The organism is Brevundimonas sp. A19_0, from assembly GCF_017744255.1.
GTDB lineage: Bacteria > Pseudomonadota > Alphaproteobacteria > Caulobacterales > Caulobacteraceae > Brevundimonas.
Map to the genome: position 1 here is coordinate 187,887 of NZ_JAGHQP010000003.1, position 17,000 is coordinate 204,886.

24 protein-coding genes are annotated in these 17,000 nt (G+C 68.8%); 20 read left to right on the forward strand and 4 right to left on the reverse strand.

Translation table 11 applies throughout. From position 1 onward, the window contains the following. Positions 1-78 precede the first annotated feature (78 nt). Positions 79-411, reverse strand: coding sequence for a DUF559 domain-containing protein (locus tag J7346_RS05120; protein ID WP_209118415.1), 333 nt, complete (start codon positions 409-411; stop codon positions 79-81). A gap of 75 nt (positions 412-486) precedes the next feature. On the opposite strand from J7346_RS05120, the gene J7346_RS05125 reads away from it, so the two are divergent. The 8 genes from J7346_RS05125 (at position 487) to J7346_RS05160 (ending at position 8,556) form a co-directional block, all read left to right on the forward strand. Then, a complete protein-coding gene (locus J7346_RS05125; RefSeq protein ID WP_209118417.1) occupies positions 487-960 on the forward strand; it encodes a YcgN family cysteine cluster protein in 474 nt (157 codons plus the stop codon). Between the two features lie 67 nt (positions 961-1,027). After that, positions 1,028-3,415 carry a PAS domain-containing protein gene (locus tag J7346_RS05130; RefSeq protein ID WP_209118419.1) on the forward strand — a complete coding sequence of 796 codons (2,388 nt, stop codon included), beginning with the start codon at positions 1,028-1,030 and terminating at the stop codon, positions 3,413-3,415. Positions 3,416-3,762: 347 nt separating this feature from the next. Continuing rightward, positions 3,763-5,091 (forward strand): terminase family protein, encoded by a 1,329-nt coding sequence (locus J7346_RS05135; protein ID WP_209118421.1) that lies wholly within the window; start codon positions 3,763-3,765, stop codon positions 5,089-5,091. A gap of 28 nt (positions 5,092-5,119) precedes the next feature. After that, positions 5,120-5,395 (forward strand): hypothetical protein, encoded by a 276-nt coding sequence (locus J7346_RS05140; protein ID WP_209118423.1) that lies wholly within the window; start codon positions 5,120-5,122, stop codon positions 5,393-5,395. Next, positions 5,392-6,624 (forward strand): hypothetical protein, encoded by a 1,233-nt coding sequence (locus tag J7346_RS05145; protein ID WP_209118425.1) that lies wholly within the window; start codon positions 5,392-5,394, stop codon positions 6,622-6,624. Before J7346_RS05140 ends, J7346_RS05145 begins: the two co-directional genes overlap by 4 nt. Before the next feature lie 24 nt (positions 6,625-6,648). Further along, positions 6,649-7,815, forward strand: a complete 1,167-nt coding sequence (locus J7346_RS05150; protein WP_209118427.1) for a phage portal protein — start codon at positions 6,649-6,651, stop codon at positions 7,813-7,815. A 38-nt stretch (positions 7,816-7,853) separates the two neighbouring features. Next, positions 7,854-8,090 carry a hypothetical protein gene (locus J7346_RS05155; RefSeq protein WP_209118625.1) on the forward strand — a complete coding sequence of 79 codons (237 nt, stop codon included), beginning with the start codon at positions 7,854-7,856 and terminating at the stop codon, positions 8,088-8,090. Continuing rightward, on the forward strand, positions 8,080-8,556 hold the full coding sequence (locus J7346_RS05160; RefSeq protein ID WP_209118429.1) for an HK97 family phage prohead protease: 477 nt from the start codon (positions 8,080-8,082) through the stop codon (positions 8,554-8,556). Before J7346_RS05155 ends, J7346_RS05160 begins: the two co-directional genes overlap by 11 nt. On the opposite strand, the gene J7346_RS05165 is transcribed toward J7346_RS05160, so the two are convergent. Continuing rightward, complete coding sequence (locus tag J7346_RS05165; protein ID WP_209118431.1) at positions 8,537-9,097, reverse strand: hypothetical protein; 561 nt, start codon at positions 9,095-9,097, stop codon at positions 8,537-8,539. The genes J7346_RS05160 and J7346_RS05165 overlap by 20 nt on opposite strands. A gap of 173 nt (positions 9,098-9,270) precedes the next feature. Between J7346_RS05165 and J7346_RS05170 the strand changes: the two genes are divergently transcribed. Further along, complete coding sequence (locus J7346_RS05170; RefSeq protein ID WP_209118433.1) at positions 9,271-9,822, forward strand: hypothetical protein; 552 nt, start codon at positions 9,271-9,273, stop codon at positions 9,820-9,822. Here J7346_RS05170 and J7346_RS05175 read toward each other — a convergent pair. Next, entirely contained in the window at positions 9,819-10,370 is a 552-nt protein-coding gene (locus J7346_RS05175) for a hypothetical protein (protein WP_209118434.1), read from the reverse strand. The genes J7346_RS05170 and J7346_RS05175 overlap by 4 nt on opposite strands. A gap of 67 nt (positions 10,371-10,437) precedes the next feature. Further along, positions 10,438-11,127 carry a hypothetical protein gene (locus J7346_RS05180; RefSeq protein ID WP_209118436.1) on the reverse strand — a complete coding sequence of 230 codons (690 nt, stop codon included), beginning with the start codon at positions 11,125-11,127 and terminating at the stop codon, positions 10,438-10,440. Between the two features lie 338 nt (positions 11,128-11,465). On the opposite strand from J7346_RS05180, the gene J7346_RS05185 reads away from it, so the two are divergent. From J7346_RS05185 to J7346_RS05235, 11 genes are all read left to right on the forward strand, one after another. Further along, positions 11,466-12,710: a phage major capsid protein gene (locus J7346_RS05185; protein WP_209118438.1), complete on the forward strand. Its 1,245-nt coding sequence runs from the start codon at positions 11,466-11,468 to the stop codon at positions 12,708-12,710. Positions 12,711-12,855: 145 nt separating this feature from the next. Further along, positions 12,856-13,122 (forward strand): head-tail connector protein, encoded by a 267-nt coding sequence (locus J7346_RS05190; protein WP_209118440.1) that lies wholly within the window; start codon positions 12,856-12,858, stop codon positions 13,120-13,122. Continuing rightward, complete coding sequence (locus tag J7346_RS05195) at positions 13,119-13,427, forward strand: phage head-tail adapter protein (RefSeq protein ID WP_209118442.1); 309 nt, start codon at positions 13,119-13,121, stop codon at positions 13,425-13,427. The genes J7346_RS05190 and J7346_RS05195 overlap by 4 nt, the downstream gene beginning before the upstream one ends. Next, entirely contained in the window at positions 13,424-13,822 is a 399-nt protein-coding gene (locus tag J7346_RS05200) for a DUF3168 domain-containing protein (protein ID WP_209118444.1), read from the forward strand. Before J7346_RS05195 ends, J7346_RS05200 begins: the two co-directional genes overlap by 4 nt. 25 nt (positions 13,823-13,847) lie before the next feature. Then, complete coding sequence (locus tag J7346_RS05205) at positions 13,848-14,258, forward strand: phage major tail protein, TP901-1 family (RefSeq protein WP_209118446.1); 411 nt, start codon at positions 13,848-13,850, stop codon at positions 14,256-14,258. Continuing rightward, the gene (locus J7346_RS05210) at positions 14,258-14,557 is read left to right on the forward strand and encodes a GTA-gp10 family protein (protein ID WP_209118448.1); all 300 of its coding nucleotides are present in this window, start codon (positions 14,258-14,260) and stop codon (positions 14,555-14,557) included. The genes J7346_RS05205 and J7346_RS05210 overlap by 1 nt, the downstream gene beginning before the upstream one ends. Continuing rightward, positions 14,554-14,742 carry a phage tail assembly chaperone gene (locus tag J7346_RS05215; RefSeq protein WP_209118450.1) on the forward strand — a complete coding sequence of 63 codons (189 nt, stop codon included), beginning with the start codon at positions 14,554-14,556 and terminating at the stop codon, positions 14,740-14,742. Before J7346_RS05210 ends, J7346_RS05215 begins: the two co-directional genes overlap by 4 nt. After that, complete coding sequence (locus J7346_RS05220) at positions 14,739-15,269, forward strand: phage tail tape measure protein (protein WP_209118452.1); 531 nt, start codon at positions 14,739-14,741, stop codon at positions 15,267-15,269. The genes J7346_RS05215 and J7346_RS05220 overlap by 4 nt, the downstream gene beginning before the upstream one ends. 10 nt (positions 15,270-15,279) lie before the next feature. Beyond that, positions 15,280-15,894 (forward strand): DUF2460 domain-containing protein, encoded by a 615-nt coding sequence (locus J7346_RS05225; protein WP_209118454.1) that lies wholly within the window; start codon positions 15,280-15,282, stop codon positions 15,892-15,894. A 3-nt stretch (positions 15,895-15,897) separates the two neighbouring features. Then, positions 15,898-16,557 carry a DUF2163 domain-containing protein gene (locus J7346_RS05230; protein WP_209118456.1) on the forward strand — a complete coding sequence of 220 codons (660 nt, stop codon included), beginning with the start codon at positions 15,898-15,900 and terminating at the stop codon, positions 16,555-16,557. After that, the gene (locus J7346_RS05235; protein ID WP_209118458.1) at positions 16,554-16,994 is read left to right on the forward strand and encodes a peptidase P60; all 441 of its coding nucleotides are present in this window, start codon (positions 16,554-16,556) and stop codon (positions 16,992-16,994) included. Before J7346_RS05230 ends, J7346_RS05235 begins: the two co-directional genes overlap by 4 nt. Positions 16,995-17,000 lie beyond the last annotated feature (6 nt).

Below are 17,000 nucleotides of genomic sequence, written 5' to 3' on the forward strand. Positions count from 1 at the left end.
GGAGGGGGACCACGCAAGGCGTGGTGGAGGGGGCGGAAACGAGGGCTGACTTAAGGGGTTCGGTCGAGAGTTTCCACCCTAGTCTGTGTTGAGATGTCCCAGAATGCACTCCGCCGCCCCGTCAGGGTCGCGCAGGACTTCGGATGCGGGAATGCGAAGCGTCTGGATGCCCAGACCCAGAAGATGTGCGTCGCGCCTGGCATCCTGATCCGCTCGGGCCTCGTGCTGGAGGCCATCGACCTCGATGGCGAGGCGGGCGCTGGAGGAGAAGAAGTCGAGAATGAAGGGACCGACCGGGTGCTGGCGACGGAAGCCTCGTCCCCGTAGTCGCTGCCAGAGGAGAACTTCCGGCAGCGACATTTTCCGACGGAGACGTCGTGCACGTTTCTGGGTAAGAACCGGAGCTCTCATGGATCAGTTAGTGCACGCTTTCGCCCCCACCACCACTCCGTGGTCCCCCTCCCCCGTTGCACGGGGGAGGATCTGATGAAGCCCTTCTGGGAAACGAAGACCCTGGAACAGATGTCGCCTGCGGAATGGGAGGCGCTGTGTGACGGGTGCGGGCTGTGCTGTCTCGTGCGGTTCGAGGACGAGGACACGGGTGAGGTCGTGCCGACCCGGGTGCACTGCAAGCTGTTCGATCCGGCGACCTGTGCCTGTTCCAACTATGCGGAGCGGGAGCGGCATGTGCCGGACTGTATCAAGCTGACACCGGGCAATGTGGCGCAGCTGAAGTGGATGCCGCTGTCCTGTGCCTACCGGCGGCTGGCCGAGGGGCGGAATCTGGCGGACTGGCATCCGCTGGTCTCGGGCGATCCGGAGACGGTCCATACGGCCGGGGTTTCGATCCGCGGGCAGACGGTATCGGAACTGACGCTGGACGAGCCGGAGGACGCCCTGGCCTATGAGGCGCCGGAGTGGATGGCGGAACGCGGTCTGGATACCGGCGGTCGCCGCTAACCAAAATTTCGGCTTTTTGTCCGACACTTGTCGGATGGGAGAAAAACGCCGCAAGAGCGCCTCGATCATGTCCGGCTCGCGCGAGCTGGATTCCCCGCTCGACCGGCTGACCACCATGGTCTGTCGGCTGTACGACATGCCGCATGCGATGATTGCCGTGATCGACGGCAGCCAGACGGTGTTCCGCTCGAATGTTGGCCTGGGCCAGGCAGAGATGCGGCGCGAGGTGACGGCGACCGATATTCTGGTCGCGCAGGGGCCGGGGGCCAGCCTGATCGTGCCCGATGCCCGTGAACACCCGACTTTGAGACATCACCCCCTGGTGGTGGGGGAGCCCTGGCTCCGCTTCTTTGCCGGAGCGACCATCAGCAATGCGGCGGGGGAGGCCATCGGGGCGGTCGGCGTGATGGATATCCGCCCTCATCCCGAGTTCGATGAGAGCCAGATGGACGGCCTGGCGCAGGCCGGTGCCCTGGCCGTCGACTTCCTCGAGCGGGCCGAAGAGTCGCGGCGTATGACCGAGCGACTGGAACTGCTGCGACTGGCCGAGGAGATGGCGGGGGTGGGGCAGTGGCGGCTGGACGCCGAGACCCTGCGGGTCACCTGGTCCGACGAGGTCTATCGCATCCACGGCGTCACCCGGGACAGTTTCGACCCAAGCTACGATGACGCGATCGGTGCCTATCATCCGGACGACCAGCCCGTGCTGAAGGCGGCGGTGGCGCATGCCCTGCAGACGGGCGAGGGGTACAAGCTGCGGCTCCGCCTGCGTCGCGCGGACGGCGAGATCCGCTGGGTCATGAGCCATGCCGATACCCAGAAGAATGCTGAAGGCGCCGTGGTGGCGCTGCTGGGCGTGTTTCGCGACGTCACGGAACAGGAGCATGCCCACCGCACGATCACGGCCAGCGAACACGCTTTCCGCACCCTGGCCGAGCGCACCCAGGACGTCATTGCCGTCTTCGGCATGGACGGCACCATCAGCTATGTCTCGCCGGCCATCGGCCCGCTGATGGGGTGGACGCCCGAGGAATTGGTCGGTCGCCGGACCTGGGACGTCATGCATCCCGATGACCACGGCCCGATCGCTGCGGCCTATAGTGACTTCATCGCGGCCGGACCGGGCGCGGCCTCGCCGCAACTGCGCTATCGCGGCATTCGCAAGGACGGCAGCTACACTTGGCTGGACGCTCACCCCAGCATCCTCTGGAGCGACGACGGGCGGCCGCTGGAGATCCAGGACAATATCCGCGACGCGACTGAAACCAAGCGGCTGGAGGATGACCTCAAGGCCGAACGCGACCGGGCCGAGGCCGCCGCGCGCACCAAGACGGAATTCCTGGCCAATATGAGCCACGAGTTGCGGACGCCGCTGACCAGCGTGATCGGCTTTGCCGGCCTGCTGCAAAAGTCTGAGGCGCTGGGGGTGGATGAGCGCCGCTATGTCGACCGCATCGCCACGTCGTCGGATGCCCTGCTGGGCGTAATCAACGACATTCTGGACTATTCCAAGCTGGAGGCCGATGCGGTGGGGCTGGACCCCACAACGTTCGATCCGCGTGGGCTGGTCGATGCGGCCGCCGGGATTGTCGAGAGCCAGTGCCAGGAGAAGGGACTGGTGCTGGTTCGCGAGCTTTCGGACACCTTGCCGCCGGGTCTGGTCGGCGACGAGGGGCGCTTGCGACAGGTGGCCCTGAACTTCCTGTCCAATGCGGTGAAGTTCACCTCGCAGGGCGAGGTCCGGATCGCGGCCCGATATGAGGACGAGCGGCTGAGGGTGGCGGTGTCGGACACCGGGATCGGTATCAGCGCCGAACAGGCCAGCCGTCTGTTCCGACGCTTTGTGCAGGCCGATGCCTCGACCACACGCACCTTTGGCGGGACGGGTCTGGGACTGGCGATCTCGCGCCGGCTCATCGAGATGATGGGGGGCGAGGTCGGGGTCGACAGCCGACCGGGCCAAGGCTCGACCTTCTGGTTCGAGGTGCCCTTGCAGTCCATGGACGCCGCGGAAAGGTCGGCGGACAAGGCTGAAAGCATCGAGGTGGATCGGGCCCTGCGCATCCTGATGGCCGACGACGCGCCGGCCAACCGTGAGCTGGTGTCGGTGATCATGGCGGGCCTCGGTCTGTCGCTGGATGTGGTCGAGAACGGCGCCGAGGCGGTCGAAGCGGTCCGGAACGGCGCCTATGACCTCGTGCTGATGGACGTCCATATGCCGGTCATGGACGGGCTGATGGCGACCCAGGAAATCCGCGCGATAAGCGGCCCGACCGGACAGGTCCCGATCATCGCCCTGACGGCCAATGTGCAGCCGGAGCAGGTGGCCGTGTGCCATGCCGCGGGGATGGATGCCCATGTCGGCAAGCCGATTCATGTGGCCGAGCTGATGGAGACTATCAGCGCCGTGCTGGACCCTTCTTCCGCGGAAGAGGCCGTGTCGCTGGTGGGCTGAGAGCGGCAGCCAGGCGAGTTGGCAGGATTAATGCCACTGAATACAACATCTTGAATATTTGTCGCGGGCATTTGCGCGCCTGAGGACGCTGGTCGGCTAGGGTTCATCCATGGCCGGAAAAAGCGACGACGGCGGCAAGGACGGGGCCCCGGCCCTGTCCGCCATACTCAATGCAGAAATCGAACGGATCGCGGCGCTGCTGCCGCAGGTGCCCCTGTCACCCGAGGACGTGGCCGGGCTGGACCGACATGCACGGGCGATCGCCAGCGTGGCACGGGCGGCAAAGCTGGTCGGCAGTCTGATGACGGCGGCCGCGAGGGACGGGGTGAGCCCGGACGGGGAGGGGGATGACGAGACCGGTGACACCGACGACCCCGCCACGATGGACGCCCTGCGGGCCGAGCTGCGATCCCGCATGGCGCACCATCGGGCTGCCGTGGGACGACTCCGTGCAGCCCGAGGACTTGACCCGGAAGGAACTGGAGCGGGCGATTGCGAGCCTGCCGCTGCTCCACGATCACCAGGTCGGACCGCCGGTGGACTGGCGAACCTGGGTGCTGCTGGGCGGGCGGGGGTCGGGGAAGACCTATGCCGGAGCATGGTGGCTGAACCGGATGGCGCTGGGTGAAACCCGGGTTCTGGCCCTTGTGGGGCCGGCGCTTCATGACGTGCGCGAGGTGATGATCGAGGGGGCGTCGGGGCTACGAAACCTCGGGCCTGCCGACCAGAGACCCGTGTGGGAGTCCAGTCGACGTCGGCTGAAGTGGAGGAACGGATCGGTCGCCTATGCCTATTCGGCCGAGGATCCCGACGCGCTGAGAGGACCGCAGTTTCATGCGGCCTGGGTGGATGAATTCTGCGCCTGGCGGACGCCGGAGCGCACGCTGAACACACTGAGATTTGCGCTGCGGCTGGGCGAGGCCCCGCAGCTGGTGGTGACGACCACGCCCCGCCCGATGCCCGCCTTGAGGCGGCTGCTGGCCGAGCCGGGGCTGGAGGTCAGCCGGGCCGGAACAGCGGTGAATGCGGGCAATCTGGCGCCGGGGTTTCTGGACCATCTGAAGGCGCTTTACGCGGGCACCCGGCTGGAGGCCCAGGAGCTGGACGGCCGGATCATCGAGACCGACGGGGCCCTGTTCCGGGCCGAGGATCTGGCGCGGGCGCGCGGCAGTCGTCCTGTGACGCTGGACCGGGTGGTGGTGGCGGTGGATCCGCCGGCGGCGGCCCATGGCGACGCCTGTGGAATCGTGGTGGCCGGGCGGCGGGATCGCCGGGCCTATGTGCTGGCCGACGAGACCGTTCGGGGCCGCTCGCCCGCCGCCTGGGCCCGGATCGTGGCCGAGGTGGTGCGACGCGAGCAGGCTGCGGCCGTGATCGCCGAGGTCAATCAGGGCGGAGACATGGTGCGGACCCTGCTGGTGCAGGGCGGGTGCCGGTGTCCGGTCCTGTCGGTGCATGCGACGCGCTCGAAGCGGGCGCGGGCCGAGCCGGTCGCGGCCCTCTATGAACAGGGGCGGGTGGTGCACTGCGCGCCCCTGCCCGCACTGGAAGAAGACATGATGGCCCTCGGCAGCGGGGAGGCGGGCGCCAGCCCAGACCGCGCCGACGCTCTGGTGTGGGCGATCACCCATCTGATGCTGGAAACCCGGGCCGAGCCGCGACTGCGCGCGCTGTAGCCCCTCATCGACCCTGAAGGAGACCGCCATGACGTCGAGCCCCGACGCCTATCGCACCCATGCGCCCACTGCGGCGGCCCCGGCCCGGATGGCCGCGACCGTGACACCCGCCGACGGCGCCGATCTGACCCCCTGGGCCAAGGCGCTCTATGTCGGGACAGCGGGGGACCTGACCCTGATCCCGGCGGGCGGGGCGGTCGCCGTCACGCTGAAGAACCATCCTGTCGGCTACGTCGCCGTACAGGCGCGCCGGGTCCTGCAAACCGGGACGACCGCCGCTGACATCGTGGCGCTGTCGGAATGAGGTTGGGCGTCGATCTGACACCCGGCGGCCTGGCCCTGCGGCAGACGCCGGGCGGCAGCGGAGGGCCGGAGCCCGGCTTCGTGCTGGATCTGCGAACCGACCAGCATGTTTGGGACGGGACGCCGCTGGAAGGGCTAACGGCCCTGCCGGGGTGGAGCTACAGCCGGGCAGGCACGGCCTGGGGGCGGCACGCCGACGGAACCTACACAAGCTTTCCGGCGCATACCCCGCGTCGAACCGACATGGGTCTGTGGTGCGAACCGGCATCGACCAATCTGTTCCCGCGGTTTGCGCCCTCGCAGGGCCAGCTGGGCGGCAACGGCAATGTCGCGGATACGGCGCCGCCCGGCGCTCCGCCCCTGTCGGGCCTGAACTGGCTGGCCCTGAACAATGCAGGGGCCGCCGCCTATGCCTATCAGTCGGTCATCCTGGCGGCGGCGACGGCCTATACCGTGCAGGTGTGGGTGGAGACCCCCGACGGCTCGCCGCCCGCCGTTGGCGCCACCAGTTCGACCGGCGACTTCTGCCTGCTGGTCGGGGGGGCAATCCTGAGCGGTCCCGCAGGCATGGAGCCGCTCGCAGGCAAGGTCTGGCGGGTCTGGAGCACCGTGACGACCGGAGTCGGGCCCTCGGCGAACAGCGGGCTGGTGCGCTACGCCGGCCAGACGACGCGCGCCCTGAAGTTCACAGGCTTTCAGCTGGAAGCCGGGGTGCTGGCGACCAGCCCGATCGTGACGACGGGCGCTGCAGCCAGCCGGGCTGCCGACGTCGCACGCCTCACGGACCTCGAGGCCTTGGGTGAGGTGACCCTGGCCGCGAAATTCACCCTGCACGGCCGGGTGGCTGCGACCGGTACCGACCTGCGCATCGCGGCCTGCCTGGACAGTGGAACGAGTGACAACCGCCTTGACCTGGGGGCCATGGACGGGGCCGTCGGCGGCCGGGCCGTCAGCGGCGGGGTCGAGCAGGCGCGCTGCACAGTGCCGGGACCGGTCGTCAGCGGGGCAGGTCAGGGCGTGGCCCTGCGCGCGAAAACGAATGGGTTTCGGCTGGCCAGAAACGGCAGCCTGTCGGCGGCGGACAGCAGTGGCATCGCGCCCGGCGGTCTGACGCGTCTGACGCTGGGGGGCGGCGGTGACGGTACGGGCCAAATGGGCGGATGCCTGACGCGTCTGGTGCTGCGACCGGATGCCCGGCCCGACGCCACCCTCGTGGCGCTGAGCGCCTGAGCTTTCACGATCAAGGAGACTGAGATGGTCTGGTCCCGCTGGCGCCTGCGCCGGGGTACGACAGTCGTGCCCGAAACCAAGGAGAGCCGGACGGGGCCGCTGATCGCCCTGACCGGAGGCGGGCGTCCGCGCTGGACGCCGCGCGACTATGCTGCTCTGGCGCGCGAGGGGTTCGGCAAGAACCCGGTCGCCTATCGCGCCATCCGCATGATCGCCGAGGCGGCGGCCTCGGTGCCGCTGGCGGTGTTCGACGGCGAGGTGAAGTGCCGCGACCACGGTCTGGCGCAACTGCTGGCCCGGCCGAATCCCGAACAGTCGGGGCCGGAGTTCCTGGAGGGTCTGTACGGGGCCCTGCAGACCGCGGGCAATGCCTATGTCGAGGGGGCCGGCGGGGATGACGCGGGTCTGCCGGAGGAGCTGTGGTCGCTGCGGCCCGACCGGGTGAAGGTGGTGCCGGGACGGCATGGCTGGCCCGAGGCCTATGACTATGGGCTGGACGGGCGGTCGGTCCGGATCGGGCGTGAGGCCGACGGCTGGATGCCGGTGATGCATCTGAAGCTGTTTCATCCGACCGATGACCACTACGGCTTTTCGCCGCTGGAGGCCGCGGCCTTTGCCATTGACGTGCACAACGCGTCGGGGGCCTGGAACAAGGCGCTGCTGGACAATGCGGCGCGGCCGAGCGGGGCGCTGGTCTATGCCAGCCGGGACGGGGAGCGGCTGACCACAGAACAGTTCGAGCGGTTGAAGGCCGAGCTGGGTGAGGCGCATGCGGGGCCGGCCAATGCCGGACGGCCGCTCTTGCTGGAAGGCGGGCTGGACTGGAAGCCCATGAGCCTGACGCCGGCCGAGATGGACTTCATCGCCGGCAAGCATGCGGCGGCGCGCGAGATCGCCCTGGCGTTCGGGATTCCGCCGCAGCTGCTGGGGATCCCGGGGGATGCCACCTATGCCAACTATCGCGAGGCCAATGTCGCCTTCTGGCGGCAGACGGTGGTGCCGCTGGTGAGGAAGGCCGCCGGGGCCCTGACGGCCTGGCTGTCGCCGCGTCTGCCGGGATGCCGGATCGAACCGGACCTGGAGGCTGTGCCGGCGCTGTCGCCCGAGCGCGATGCGCTGTGGGCCCGGCTGAATGCGGCGAGCTTCCTGACCGAGGACGAGCGCCGGCAGATGGCGGGAGTGGGCCTGTGACGGGGGAACTTAAGCGCGCGGCGCTGGCACTGGGGAGCATGCTGATCCTGCAGACCGTCGGCGGTCTGATCTGGGCGGGCGGGGCGGCAGCCCGGATCGAGACGCTGGAGATGCAGGTGGGCGAGCAGCGGCTGGTGGCCGAGAGGCTGGCCCGGCTCGAAGAACAGAGCGTGGCGACGCGGCGGGCGGTGGAGCGGATCGAGAGGGTTTTGGTGACGAGTGGCGAGTGGCGTGTGACGAGCGCGTCCGGCGAGGAGCAGGCTGATGGCTTCTGACGCCCGGGCGGTGGATGACGAACCGAGACTGCCCTCGCCACTCGCTACTCGTTACTCGTCACTGCGTATCACCGGCTATGCCTCGCTGTGGGGTGTGGCGGATCTGGCGGGGGATGTGGTGGTGCCGGGGGCGTTTGCCGCCAGCGTCGCGCGGCGAGGACCGGGCGGGGTGCGGATGCTGTATCAGCACGGCGAGCGGACGCCGGTCGGCCTGTGGACCCGGATCGAGGAGGACGACCGCGGGCTGAAGGTCGAGGGTCGGATCCTGGACGTCACACCCGAAGGCCGGATGGCGGCAGCGCTGGTGCGGGCCGGGTGCCTGGATGGCCTGTCGATCGGCTTTCGCGCGGTGAGGGCGCGGCGCGACGGGCGGCTGCGCGTGCTGGCGGAAGTCGACCTGTGGGAGGTGTCGCTGGTGACCTTTCCCATGCTGCCAGGGGCGCGGTTCACGTCAGGCGAAGGCTGAAGACTCCGATAAAGAGGAGGGCCGAGATCAGCAGCAGGCTGAGCAGGATGCGGTGCCACCTGCGGCTGGACGAGAAGGCCAGAACCACGCAGGCGACGGTGAAGAGAACGTGGAAGATGTGAGCCGCGTGGCGGAGCGTGCCGAGGTTGGTGGCTGACTCCACGAGATTGTGCAGCTCGAACGCGGCGAGCGGCAGATAGATGAAGCCGCGATTGCGAAAATAGTGATCCTCCAGATTGCCGGGCCGTCCCGCGGGTGGAAACACTGAGGCGGCGCTGAGGAACAGAAGGGCCGGGCGCAGGAGCACGGTCGCAAACAGGAAGAAGTTGGTGCCCCAGACATCGCGGTTGGCGACGATGAAGAGGTACCACCAGAACTGGACCGTCGCGAGCAGGACGAGGAGACCGGCGAGGAACGGCAGGAGGGCCAGATCCTCGCGCGGTCGATCAATGGCGGCGGCACGCCCGCCGACCAGCAGGTCGCGGATGCCGAGCCCCAGGATGATCGACATCAGGACAAGAAGGTGTGCCGAGCTGTTCATTGTCTCCCCCCGACGAATGGCTGCCCTGTCAGGAGACTAGTGGCAGGTCCCGCCCGTTTCCAGTTTGTGGGGATGTGGCGCTGATTTCACCATCTGCTCAGGGTTCGCTCAGGACGCTCAGGGACGAGGGGGGGCACGGTGACGGCTCAACTTCAGCCCCGGGAGAGACGGACATGAGTGGAGAGACGGTGAAGCTGGTCAACGGACAGACGAACCTGTTGCGGACGGTGATGTGGGGCGGGGCCGCGGCCCTGTTGCTGGCGCCGGCGGTGGCGATGCAGTTCACGACGGAGGTTCGGTGGAACCTGTATGATTTTGCCCTGATGGGCGTGTTGCTGGCCGTGGCGTGCGGCGTCGGGGAACTGGTGCTGCGCGCGTCGGAGAGCCTGATGTTCCGGATGGGCGCGGCGGTCGCGATCGGCACGACCTTTGGGCTGGTCGTCGGCAATCTGGCGGTCGGCCTGATCGGGGCCGAGGACAATCCGGCCAATGTCTGGGTGTGGCCGCTGGTGGTCATGGCCGCCGTGGGGACCCTGGCCGCCCAGTTCCGGGCGCGAGGCATGAGCCTGCTCATGCTGGCGCTGGCGGCGGGGCAGGGCGGACTGGCGGTGTATGCCCGTGCAACGGAGCAGGACCTGCCACCGGGCGTGACCCTGATCTTCATGGCCGGGTGGCTGGTCGCGGCGGCCCTGTTCGACCGGGCCGCGCGCGAGCGTCGGGCCTAGGGCAGATACTCTGCGGGGATCGGCGAGGCCTCGGTCTCGCCGGTCCAGTAGATGCTGAGGATCCACCAGCGGGTGCCATCGTACACGAGCTGGAAGCTGTTGATGCCGCGCGCGAAGGGCTCGGCATCATCAGCCGAGCGCCGGCTGTCGTAGGTCGAGAAGACGTGCGCCATGGAACCGAACTGCTCGGTGCGGCTGGCGATTTCCCGCTCGTGGAAGCCGTCGCGTTCGAGGACGGGCCCGGCGCGGGTGACGTATTCCTCGGGCGTCCAGACGCGCACGACCATATTGCCGGCCGGATTGAAGCCGGAGGGCACCAGACGGGCGGTGGGGTGGAAGAGGGAGCGGAAACGGTCCCAGTCGCGGCCCACGCCGGCGTCACCGGAGATGACCTCATAGACGGCGTTGATGATGGCCTCGGGCGAGGCCACGTCGGCGGGATCGGCAGCGGGGGCCGGGGCGACCGCCGGGGCGGCCTCCTGAGCCTGAACCGCGAGCGGTGAGGCCATCGCGAGAACGAGCGCGGCGGCGAGTGTGGATGCACGCATGAGATTTCCCTCCCTCAGGAGAGGGAGACTGCCGCACCGGGCGGCGGATGGGAAGACAGGAGATACCCTACTGCCGCCGGCGGAATGTGCGGCGGTCTTCGACCCGGTCGCAGTAGATGTTGGGCTCGTCGGGGCTGTAGACCGTAAGGACACGGCAATCCCGGCCGGGGGCGAAGTAGGTGAGGATGACCTGATCGTCTGCGTTGGTCAGGGTGACCATCCGCATGCCCCGCTCGAAATGGGTCTCGGCGCCGACATTCTCGAACGCGTTGCGACGGATTGGTCGGCGGTACTCACCCTCCGGCGTCCAGGCGAATACGGAGGTGTCCTTCTGACGGAAGGAATCCATGCCGAGCAGGCGGGCCATTCGCCGTTGAATGGCCGACCGGCTTTCACCGTGAGCCGCGATCGAACACATGTTGAAGAAGGCTGTGACCGGGCCTGCACGAATGAAGGCGGCAGGGCGCACGAGAAGCTGGACGTCGTCTCCATCCACCTCGCGGGCCCAGACAAAATTGTAGCTGGCATGGCTGTCGTTGCCGAGGGGTCTGAAGGCCTCGGCCCGCTCCTGGGCGGGGACGTAGCCGTAGTCGACCGCGTATTCCTCGGCCCATTCGAGGTTGCCGTCCGGTTCGAGACAGAAGTCCTGAAACTCCTCGACCATGTCGAAGGCGGGGGCGTTCGATTCCTGGGCCTGAGCGACGACGGGTGATGCGAACGCCAAGGCCAAGGCGGTAGCGATCAGGGAAGCATGCATGAGATCTCCCTCCCTCAGGAGGATGAGACTGCCGCACCGGGGGCCGAATGAAAAGATCGCTGAATCTGCCTGGCGCTAAAGCCCGGGACCTATCCGAAGTGCATTTCTGAAACAGGGCCAACCCACGACGCACAAGCTCAACACGACGAACCCGAACCAGATTCTCTCGGCGGTCCATTTGGCCGGTTCCGGCAAGAGCAGCGCTGCCCCGACACAAGCAACAGACGCAAGAAGGTAGAGCCCCGCAGCAAGGGGCCGCCGCTTCTTAGAGGGGGGTGGGCGCTCGTCCATCCGCCTACCCTAACCGCGACGAGCGGTTTTCTGAAACTGGAGACACCATGAAAGAGACCAAGACCGTCTCGGGCATGCCCGAGACGCGCGCCGCCATGCATGAAGTCATGGCCGCGTTCGAAGCCTTCAAGGGCGCCAATGATGCGCGGCTGGCCGAGCTGGAGAAGAAGGCGTCGGCTGATACGTTGCTGGAGGAGAAGGTGGCGCGCATCGATGCGGCGGTGGGCTCGGCGCAGGCGCGTCTGGACCGGGCGCTGAGCGGTGCAAGGCGACCGGTGCTTGAGGCCGCCCCCTCCGGCGGCTTTGCCGCCACCTCCCCCACGAATGGGGAGGAGACGAAATCGGCGTTTGCGGCCTATATGACGGGCGGTTCGACCCTGGGGCTGGAGCTGAAGGCCGGGCTGTCGTCGGGGCCGAGCTCGGGCGGCTATGTGGTGCCGCCGGAGACGGAGCGGGCGATCGAGCGGCGGCTGATGGCGGGCTCGCCGATGCGCGAGATCGCGACGGTGCGGACGGTGGGCTCGGGCGTGTTCCGCAAGCCGGTGTCGACCGCGGGGGTCGAGGCCGGCTGGGTGGCCGAGACGGCGGCCCGGCCCGAGACGGATCCGGCGACGCTTGCGCTGCTGGAGTTTCCGTCGGCGGATCTCTACGCCTGTCCGGCCGCGACCCAGAGCCTGCTGGATGACGCGCTGATCGACCTGGACGAATGGCTGGCCGCCGAAGTGGAGGATGCCTTTTCCGCCCAGGAGACCGAGGCCTTCGTCAACGGCGACGGGGTGAACAAGCCGCGCGGTTTCCTCGACTATGATCTGGTCGAGGACGGCGATCAGGAGTGGGGCGAGATCGGCTATGTCGCCAGTGGGGCGGCCGGGGCCTTTCCGGCCTCGAACCCGACCGACCGGCTGATCGATCTGGTCTATGCGCCCAAGGCGCTGTACCGGCCGAATGCGCGCTTTGTCATGAACCGCCGGACGGTCTCGACCGTGCGCAAGTTCAAGGACGGCGACGGCAACTATATCTGGCAGCCGGCGCAACGGCCCGGGGATACGGCCAGTCTGCTGGGCTATCCGGTGACCGAGATCGAGACCATGCCGGACATCGGCGCGGACGCCCCGGCGATCGCGTTCGGCGACTTCCAGCGCGGCTATCTGATCGTCGACCGGGCGGGGGTGCGGGTGCTGCGCGACCCCTATTCGGCCAAGCCCTATGTGCTGTTCTACACGACCAAGCGCGTGGGCGGCGGGGTGCAGAATTTCGACGCCATCAAGGTGATGAAGTTCGCCGCGTCCTAGACGCGGAGTGACGTGTGGCGAGTGACGAGTGGCGAGAGCCGCTCGTCGCTGGCCGGACGGGTAACACGCGAGCTGTCGCAAGTGAGCAGGCGAACTCGCCACTCGCTGCTCGACACTCGCCACTTTCAAGCGAAGCGAGAAATCAATGACCGCACCGGTGACCCTGGCCGAGGCGAAGGCCTTTCTGCGCGTCGGGCATGATGGCGAGGATGGTCTGATCCAGACCCTGTTCGAGGCCGCGCAGGCGCGGATCGAGGGCGAGGTGGGCGAGGCACTGGATGCCGCCAGCCCGGCGCCCTTGAGGCTGGCGGTGATGATGCTGACCCTGATCGCGTATGAGCGCGGGCTGGGAGAGGTGTCGTCGGCCGCTGTCGAGGCCTGGATCGCGCCCTATCGGACGGTGCGGCTGTGACGGCGGCGACGCGGCGGGTGTTGGCGGAGCTGTTCGCCGTCACCCTGTCTGACACGCCCTACGGCGGGCAGGCCCGGTCCTATGACCCCCTGGGGACCGTGTGGCTGGCCCTCGGCCCGATGCGGGCCCGCCAGAGGTCGGGCCCGGACGGGCAGAGACGCATCGAGGGACGGCGGGCCATCAGCGCGCCCGATCCGCGTCTGACGGCGGGGCGGGTGCTGGAGTTCGAGGGGGCCAGCTGGCGCATCGTCGCGGTGGCGACGGTTCGCACCGATGTCGAACTGGATCTGGAGCGGCTGTCATGAGCGATGACCTGGCGCTGCAGAAGGGTTTGATCGCGCGGCTGAAGGCGGATGCGACGCTGACGGTCCTGATTGAGGGCCGGGTCTGGGATGTTGCGCCGCCCGAGGCCGCCTGTCCGCACATCCGGCTGGGGCGGGGCACGGTGCGCCCGCTGGCCGGCGGGGGTGGCGCGATGGAGCACCAGCTGAGCCTGATCGTCGTGTCGCGCTTTGCCGGCACCGAGGAGGCGCGGGCCGTGGCAGCGGCGGTGCGCCTGTGCCTGGGCGGCGCGATCATAGAGGCGGACGGTGTGCGCAGCCTGGCGCTCGAAGTGCCGCAAAGCGACGTCCTGGCCGCCGACGACGGGGCGGTGACCTGGGCGCTGATCCGCCTGAGGGGCGTGACCCAGGCGGTCTGATCCCAACCCAATCAAGGAGAATTTCATGGCAGCCCAGAGCGGCAAGGACCTGTTGCTGAAGATCGAGACGGACCCGGACACCTTCCTGACGGTGGCCGGGTTGAGGGCGCGGACGGTATCGCTGAATGCCCGGGCCGTCGATGTGACGGATGCCGACAGCGCCGGGCGCTGGCGCGAACTGCTGGCCGGGGCAGGGGTGCGGACCGCCGCGATTTCCGGTCAGGGGGTGTTTCGCGACTCGGCGGCGGATGCCCGCATCCGCGAGGCCTTCTTCGCCCAGAGCACCGACCGCTGGCAGGTGATCGTGCCGGACTTTGGCCGTCTGCAGGGCCGGTTCGTCGTGTCGGCGCTGGAATATGCGGGGGAGCATGACGGCGAGGCGAGCTTTGCGCTGAGCCTGGCCAGTGCGGGCGAGCTGACCTTCGAGGCCCTGTGATGCGGACCGCCAATGGGGCGCGCGGCGAGGTGCTGGTCGAACTGGACGGAGCGCCGCGACGGCTGTGCCTGACGCTGGGCGCGCTGGCCGAAATCGAGACGGCGCTGGAGGTGTCGGGCATCGAGGCTCTCGCCGAACGCCTGAGGCGACCGACGGCGCGGGATCTGATGGCGGTGCTGGCAGCGCTTCTGAACGGCGGTGGTGAAGCCGAGCTGGCGGCGCGGCTGGAGCAGGCCTCCGTCTCGCCCCAGGCGGCGGCGGAGGCCGTGGCCCGGGCCTTTGGAGCTGTCGGGGAATGACGCCGGACTGGACGGCGCGGCTGGAAGCCGCCGTCCGGCTGGGCCTGTCGCCTTCCGTTTTCTGGCGCCTGTCGGTGGCGGAATGGCGGGCGCTGACACGGACGCAGGGGCAGGGCGCGCCCTTGGGTCGGGCGGAATTCGAACAGTTATGCCGGGCCTGGCCGGATGAGGGGGAGAGACAATGACGGACAGCTTTGGCCCGTCGGGGCTGGAGACCGTGCCGCTGGAGGCCGCCGAGGCCGCAGCGGCGCTGGAGGGCCTGAAGGCGCCGGCCGAGCGGGCGGCCCGCTCGATCGAGCAGGCGTTTGACCGGGCGGGCGAAAGTCTGGCGGCATCCCTGACGCGGGCCGCAGCGGACGGCGAAGTCACCCTGAGCGAGCTGGCCCGCGCAGTCCTGTCGGCGGCCAATGCGGCGGTCGGGACCCTGATGGGCGGGGGCGGCCTGGGCGAGGCGCTGGCGCAGGCGGTGAGCGGGTTCGCAGGAACACGGGCGAACGGCGGGCCGGTGGTGCCGGGCGGTGCCTATCTGGTCGGCGAACACGGACCCGAGGTGTTCCGGCCGGTCCAGAGCGGGACTGTGGATGCGGTCCCGGGCGGCGGGCTGGTCGTCAATCTGACGCTCGAAGGCGGGGCGCCGGGACTGTTGCGGTCCGAGACCCAGATTGCCCAGGCCCTCGCCCGCGCCGTGGCGCTGGGTGCGCGCCGGTATTGAGGGGAGCACGATGAGTTTTCATGAGGTGAGCCTGCCTGCGCGCCTCGCGTTCGGCTCGACCGGGGGCGTGGAGCGCCGGACCGAGGTGGTGACGCTGGCGTCCGGTCACGAACGGCGGTCGACACCGTGGGCCAGTGGAAGGCGGCGCTATCTGATCGGCGCGGGGCTGAGGTCGCTGGACGACATGGCGGCGCTGACAGCCTTTTTTGAAGCGCGACAGGGACGGCTGTACGGCTTCCGGTTTCGGGACTTTGCCGACTTCAAGTCGTGTGCGCCGGGCAATGAGCCCGGGCCGGGCGACCAGCAAATCGGGGTCGGTGACGGGGTCGAGACGAGATTCCGGCTGTCCAAGGCCTATGGCGTACACGCCCGGCCGATCACCAAGCCGGTCGAGGGGACGGTGCGGCTGGCGATCGACGGTGTGGAGGTTGTCGGCGGCTGGGATGTCGACCTGACGAGGGGCGAGGTGACCTTTGACGTGGCGCCCGCGGAGGGGGCCCCGATCACCGCCGGCTGTCAGTTCGACACGCCGGTCCGGTTCGACGCCGACCGGCTGGAGATCACGCTGGAGACCTTCGGCAGCGGGCGGATGGTGGCGATGCCGCTGATCGAGATCCGGATCTGATTCATGCGACAGATTCCCGAAGAGATGGCCGCCCGGATCGAGTCCGGCGCGGCGACGCTGTGTCATGCCTGGCGGGTCACACGGGCGGACGGGGTGCAACTGGGCTTCACCGACCATGATCGGACGCTGGAGGTGGACGGCACGGTCTGTTCGCCAGTCGACGGGTTCGAGGCAGGCGTGCGCGAGGACGAGGCGGGGTTTGAACCCGGGAGCCTGACCCTGGGTGGGCCTTTGGCCGAAGAGGGCGAGGGCCTGACGGACGCCGCGATTGACGCTGGCCTGTTCGACCGGGCGCGGGTGGAACTGTGGCGGGTCGACTGGTCAGAGCCGGAGCTGAAGGTGCGGCTGTGGGTCGGGAGCATCCGGGGCCTGCGCAGGGACGGCGGGCGGCTGACCGTCGAACTGGAGGGGCCGCTGGCCGCCCTCGATCGTCGGATCGGTCGGACCTATGGCCGGTTGTGCGACGCGCGACTGGGGGACAGCCGGTGCGGTGTGGATATAGCCGACCATCCCGGCGCCCGGTGCGACAAGCGGTGGGAGACCTGCACCGGGACCTTCGCGAACGGGATCAATTTTCGCGGCTTTCGGGACATTCCGGGCGACGACTTTATCGCGGCGCGGCCTGCGGACGGAGGGCGGCACGACGGCCGCAGTCGTCGATGAGGACGGCTGCACTGGCGGCAGCGCGCGGCTGGCTGCGCACACCTTATCGGCACCAGGCGAGTCTGAAGGGACAGGGCGCGGACTGTCTGGGTCTGGTGCGGGGCGTGTGGCGCGAGGTGATCGGGCCGGAGCCCGAGACGCTGCCGCCCTATTCCCCCGACTGGGCCGAGGTGGGCGGGGCCGAGACGCTGCGGGATGCGGCGCGACGGTGGCTGATCGAGATCGACGTCCCGGCGGCGCAGCCGGGCGATGTGCTGCTGTTCCGCATGCGGGCCGATGTTCCGATCAAGCACTGCGGGATCCTGAGCGCGACCGGCGGACCCGGGTCGCGGCTGATCCACGCCTATTGGGGGCGGTCGGTGATCGAGAGCTGGATGGGCGACTGGTGGCTGAGGCGGCGGGCGGCCGCCTTCACCTGGCCGGTCCGGGCGGACTGAAATCGA